Here is a 5,585-nt window from a genome sequence, read left to right as displayed (position 1 = left end):
TCAAAGGAAGGCCGACTAAAAACGGGCTTGCGCTCAGGCGTCGGCATACCCCTTTTGCAGGGGGCATGTCATTTTTACCGGACTTTTTGAACATCATCTAGAAGGCGGTGACCGTATGTACAAAAAACGCTGGTTCCAAGTACTAGTTTCATTCATTTTAATCTTTCTCTTAATCTTGTTAATCTCTGCAACAGATTTCTTATTTGATCCAGTTTTTAAATATCTGGCAGCTGTTGCTTTGCCTATCGTTGGTGCTGGTGTACTTTTCTATTTAACAAAGCCGATTGTCCACCTGATGGAAAAGTATAAGGTACCTCGTGTGTTGGCTATTTTTATCGTTTTTATTCTGCTGATTTTACTTATTTATCTGGTTATCCATTACATTGCGCCAATTGCCCAAAAGCAATTTTCCAATCTGATTAATAATATACCGGAAATGGTGGAAGGAGCACAGAGTTTAATCTCTTATTGGCAGGCCAATCAGGATATTATTCCAGCAAACGTGAATGAAGCGATTAATCATATTACATCCAACCTGCAGAGCTACATTGAATCAGCCATGTCCTTTTTGTTCGGCTTTATTAGCCAGCTGATCGGCTTTGTGGTTTCAATTGTGCTTATTCCATTCTTTTTATTTTTTATGCTGAAGGATCACGATAAATTCGTTCCATTTATTACACAGATCTTCCATAAGGAAAAAGCAAAAAACATTAGCAGCCTGATGCATAAAATTGACCACACTTTATCGCATTACATTCAAGGACAAATCATTTGCGCCGTATGCGTTGGATTTTTATTGTTCATTGGCTATTTAATTATTGGCTTAAACTATGCTTTAACCTTGGCCTTGTTTGGAATGGTGATGTGTGTGGTTCCGTTTGCCGGTGCATTTATCTCTGTCATTCCAGCAATGATTGTTGGCCTTTTCCAGGAACCTATTATGGCAGTGTGGGTAGCTGTGATCATGATTGTCGCTCACCAGTTGGAAAGCAACCTTATTTCGCCAAATATCATGGGAAGGGCGTTGAAACTCCATCCACTGACTATTATTACATTGGTTCTTGCTGCCGGAAGTATTGCCGGCTTTCTTGGTATCTTGTTTGCCGTCCCATTCTATGCAGTCATTAAAACAATCATTGTTCATTTTTATAAAACCTATCAGGACTCAAAGATAGATAAAAACGATGCATTGATTTAGCACAAAGGTGAGTACCGGACTGAACATGACAGTGGCTGGGGCACCATTCATTCTATATGAATGGTGCCCCTTTTAGTCCCTATTATTGGAGAACCGATACACAATCGAATCGCCAATAACATAATAGCCCATTTTTTTATAAATCCCATTCGATGTCGGATTGCTTTTGTCTGTATACAGGCTGCAAAATTGATAGCCTTGCTTCAATAACTTCGCTGACAATGTTGCCACAGCACTTGTCGCATATCCCCTTCGTTTAAATGAATCTGGTGTATAAACAGCATTTATAGTTATACCATGTTTTGTTTTTCGTGAATGATTCACCATGGAAACCGGCTTCCTATCTACTGCCCATAGGTAAACCGACTGATTACGGATGTACCGTGATGCTGTCTGGATCGCTTTGGATTCAGACATACTTTCATTTACTTCTTCACCAAATTGAATAAGCCATGATGCAATCAATGCATGATGCTTTATTTCAGCAGACACCAATTCTCCCTTGGCCATTGGTACAGGTTGAACATGATCAAGTTGATAGATTAATTGTTCCATATGGATGCTAGCTTTCGTATTCCAGAGCTGTTCCCATTGTTTTACAAACATCGTCGTTGCCTTGACCGGCCCAATAATACTAGGAATATGGATATGATGGCTAAACAAAAATTGAGTTAGCACTTCGATGATACCTTCATCAACAGCTTTTGTGTCTGCCAATATCCAGTTCATTGGTGTTTGCATGAACGCAAATACCGCCTCATGATCGTTTTCTACAATTCCTAAATAACCGTATTCATCATGATTGGGTTCCTCCAGTAAACGCCCAAGGATGCCAAGCATTAAGTTATTACAGGCTTCCTTTTGCATTAATAGAGACTCGGCAAGTTCGGCAAATTCCTGTGGTGAAGATACCAGTGTTACTTTCATTCCATTTCCCCCTTGTTCCTTTTGATTATTTTATCACGCATGAACGGGGTGTAATACCCCCACTTTTAATTCATTAGAGAAACAACTAAAGAAGGTGGGTGAAAAGGACCCCACTAGATGAATTTTCACTTTACCATCCAGCCTATTATTCTTTTTTGTAAAGCGAAAATCGGTTAGAATGAAGGTATGAATGAGGAGTGATGATCATGAATAAAAGGGATATCGAGGCAAAAATCGCCGAACTGAAATCTGACTATGTGCGGATTCAAGGGGATGCTGAAAAATTGGTTTTAGTCGGTCAAAACACTGCAACCGCTGAAAAAAAACTGATTGAAATTGAAGAAGAAATCGCTGCTATGTACCGCAAAATGGAAGAATTAGAATAGTTCAAGTGCCAGACACCCGAACTATTCTGAGTTGTTTTGGTGTCTGGCACTTCTTAAACTGACCACAATGTCGCCAGGTTCAGGGATTGCTTTCATGTCTGACGAATAAAAGATAATTTTCCCAGAGGGCTTAATGATATATAACGGGATTGACCCCGCATCCAACTTCTCCAAGTACTGTTTATAATTAAATTTCTCGGTTAACGTTGTTTGCTTAAAACATGCTCCAGATAAAATGCTTTGATTTAAATCTTCTGTGGATATCTCGTCACCGAACAAGATACGTCCACCAATTTTATTGACAACGTCATTCGTGTCACCATCCATTAATTTATACGGGCTGACCTTGTAGACATTGGTTCTGCCATATTCCGGCATAAATGTTGTACAAACGAGTGAATTGTAAGAATGATACTCGGTAGCAGCAATTAAATACTCATATGGCGTTGTATCCAAATGATATTCCGTTTGCTCCGACAGCATTTCGCCATGGTAAAACGGTATTCCCGCCTCTCGTGCCTTTCTTAATTTTTCCCAGGAGGAATCAACAATAATAACCGGTGATTTTGCCCTAACTAGTGATTTTGCCAAGCCAACGGTAAAGGTATTACTGCCAACAATGATCGTGCCTGGTCTTCCCTCCATTGATAAATGAAGTTTTTTGGCCAGCCAGCTAATCGAAAATCCATGGGCAACAACCGTAAAGATCACAAGTCCAAATGTCAGTGTTGTAAGAATTCCTGCATCTTCATAACCGGCATCACCCAGCACAACGGCAAAATAACTGGAAACCGTTAAAGCCACAATACCTCGGGGAGCAATCCAGCCGACCAATATTTTTTCATTCAACGACAAAACGGTCCCAATCGTTGACAGAAAAATGGACAACGGACGCACGACAATCATCATTAAGATCACATAGCCAATAATTCTTGGTTCAAAAATATGCAGGATCGTCTCCATATTTAACGATGCGGACAGCATAATGAAAATGGCTGATATGAGCAAAATCGACATATTCTCTTTAAAATGGCGCATATCCTCAACTGAGCTGATTCCCATATTAGCCAGCGTTATTCCCATTGCTGTCACCGCCAATAACCCTGTCTCATGTGCTGTTTCATCCGCAATGGTAAAGCACATGATTACGACAACAAAAACGGCTGGTGATTTGAGATACTCGGGGATATGTCCTGTTTCGAACATCCAGCCAATCCCTCGTCCACACAACCAGCCAAGAACTGCTGCAAAAATAGAAGCAGCAAAAAATGCTAATAGTGATAAACCATTCGGTTGCGTTGAGGCGAAGTAGGAAATAATTTCAAAGGCAAATACCGCAAGCAATGCGCCAATCGGATCTACAATAATCCCTTCCCACTTAAGAATCTTTGCAGGACGTGGTTTTAATTTCGATTGCCGCAACAAAGGCAGAATCACGGTTGGACCAGTCACAATAAACAGCCCGCCAATTACAAAGGCAACTGCCCACGACAGACCTGCTATATAATGTGCAGTCAATGAACCCAGTATCCAAGCAATAAACGCCCCGATGGTGGAAATACGAAATACAGGCCGCCCCAGACCACGCAATTCTTTAAAATTCAAATTCAGACTGCCTTCAAACAAAATAATTGCAACGGCGACCGTAATAATGGGTTTATATAAAGTGCCGAAGTCTTCCTGGGGATTCATGATGCCAAATACAGGGCCAACCAGTAATCCCGCAACAGACATCACAACAATGGCCGGCATACGGTACCGCCATGCCAGCCACTGTGACCCGATGCCCAGGAGACCGACTAACATAATTTCAAATAAAACAGAAGGAAACATCCCATCCCCCTTTTCTTCTTTAATATTTTATAAAGTCATTTTAAATGGGTGATGAAATAAAGTAAACCATTTAATTACTAATTCCGTGAAGTTTATTTTGGAGAGTTCCCGAAACCCTGATATACAAGGTTATTTCGGATTGTACAGCCACAACTTGTCGCGAAATGAATTCACTGTTTTTTGACAAATATATACAAATAGTTACAAACCTTGTCAGATTGAATTTACACAACATTTATACCTGACTACAAACTGTGTGCTATTTACATTGCTTTTTGGAATCGGTAATCTAATTTATCCAGCCCTCTTAGAATTGGGTCTGGTGCAATATTTCCCTCTATTTAGACAAAATATTTCCCGGGTAATAATGAATATTGTCGTTTTTCAATACTAAATGTTCCATTATAAATCCTTGTTTTTCATAAGTAACGTTTATTCTATGATGGGGGTCCAAAACAGTTTAATCTAAATTATTTAAAATTAATTACTTTTTAGCAGGATTCTTGCATTTTATGTCGAACCTTGTAAGTAGAAATAAAATGAGGAGGATCGCTAACATGTATACCATCGATGAAGCATCCAGCATACTTGGTGTTCATCCCACTACATTAAGAAGGTGGGAAAAAGAAAGGAAGATAACATCCTCTCGAACCACCGGTGGCCATAGAAGATATGCTGTAAAAGACCTCAGTGCTATCAAGCGTGATTTGAAACCACTTCAAGACAAAATTGTTATTGGGTATTGCCGTGTCTCATCATCGGACCAAAAGGAAGAGTTAAAAAGGCAGGTCCATACCGTATCGCAGTATTGTTCGGCAAATGGATATCAGTTTCGTTTTATAAAAGATCTGGGAAGTGGTATGCTTTCCATTATTACTGTCTTTAGCAGCCGCTTGTATGGAAGCAGAAGTCACAAGCGAAAGAAACTGCAACAAGCGGTGAAACAGGTCATTGAGGACAACGGCCATGCTTACGTATAATAAAAAGGTACGATTGGTGGTTACAAAGGAAAACAAGCAGTTACTCGATTCTCAATCCAGAATGTGCAACTGGCTGTACAATCAATTGCTGGACGCGGTGGAAGAAGATTATCACAATGGAAAAAAGAAAAAACTGCTTTCCGGCAGAAACCTGAGGAATGAAGTACCGAAAATAAAAGGGGAAAACCCATTTTTGTTTAAAGTCCATTCCTCCCCATTGAAAAATACGGCATTACGGTTAAAAGATGCCTATGAACGATT

Annotated in this window: 6 protein-coding genes; 4 read left to right on the top strand and 2 right to left on the bottom strand. The window is 39.9% G+C overall.

Going from position 1 to position 5,585, the window contains the following annotated elements; genetic code table 11:
- The first annotated feature begins 115 nt into the window (after positions 1-115).
- A complete protein-coding gene (locus tag ABRT01_RS17860) occupies positions 116-1,198 on the top strand; it encodes an AI-2E family transporter (RefSeq protein ID WP_269410593.1) in 1,083 nt (360 codons plus the stop codon).
- Positions 1,199-1,270: 72 nt separating this feature from the next.
- Here ABRT01_RS17860 and ABRT01_RS17855 read toward each other — a convergent pair whose 3' ends face one another.
- Positions 1,271-2,125 (bottom strand): GNAT family N-acetyltransferase, encoded by an 855-nt coding sequence (locus tag ABRT01_RS17855; RefSeq protein ID WP_269410594.1) that lies wholly within the window; start codon positions 2,123-2,125, stop codon positions 1,271-1,273.
- A 206-nt stretch (positions 2,126-2,331) separates the two neighbouring features.
- Here ABRT01_RS17855 and ABRT01_RS17850 point away from each other — a divergent pair, with 206 nt between their 5' ends.
- Positions 2,332-2,511 (top strand): SE1832 family protein, encoded by a 180-nt coding sequence (locus tag ABRT01_RS17850; protein WP_269410595.1) that lies wholly within the window; start codon positions 2,332-2,334, stop codon positions 2,509-2,511.
- A gap of 21 nt (positions 2,512-2,532) precedes the next feature.
- On the opposite strand, the gene ABRT01_RS17845 is transcribed toward ABRT01_RS17850, so the two are convergent.
- Entirely contained in the window at positions 2,533-4,344 is a 1,812-nt protein-coding gene (locus tag ABRT01_RS17845) for a cation:proton antiporter (protein ID WP_269410596.1), read from the bottom strand.
- Positions 4,345-4,901: 557 nt separating this feature from the next.
- On the opposite strand from ABRT01_RS17845, the gene ABRT01_RS17840 reads away from it, so the two are divergent.
- Together ABRT01_RS17840 and ABRT01_RS17835 are read left to right on the top strand one after the other, a co-directional pair.
- A complete protein-coding gene (locus ABRT01_RS17840; RefSeq protein WP_269410597.1) occupies positions 4,902-5,324 on the top strand; it encodes a MerR family DNA-binding transcriptional regulator in 423 nt (140 codons plus the stop codon).
- Positions 5,311-5,585 (top strand): helix-turn-helix domain-containing protein (locus ABRT01_RS17835; protein WP_367749076.1); only part of this gene is annotated, 275 nt, incomplete at its 3' end. The genes ABRT01_RS17840 and ABRT01_RS17835, both read left to right, overlap by 14 nt.

The sequence above is a fragment of the Lentibacillus sp. L22 genome (assembly GCF_040812445.1).
In the GTDB taxonomy this organism is placed as follows: Bacteria; Bacillota; Bacilli; order Bacillales; family Amphibacillaceae; genus Lentibacillus_C; species Lentibacillus_C daqui.
Note: the sequence above shows the minus strand (reverse complement) of the source record. Positions and strands in the feature narration are given on the sequence as shown.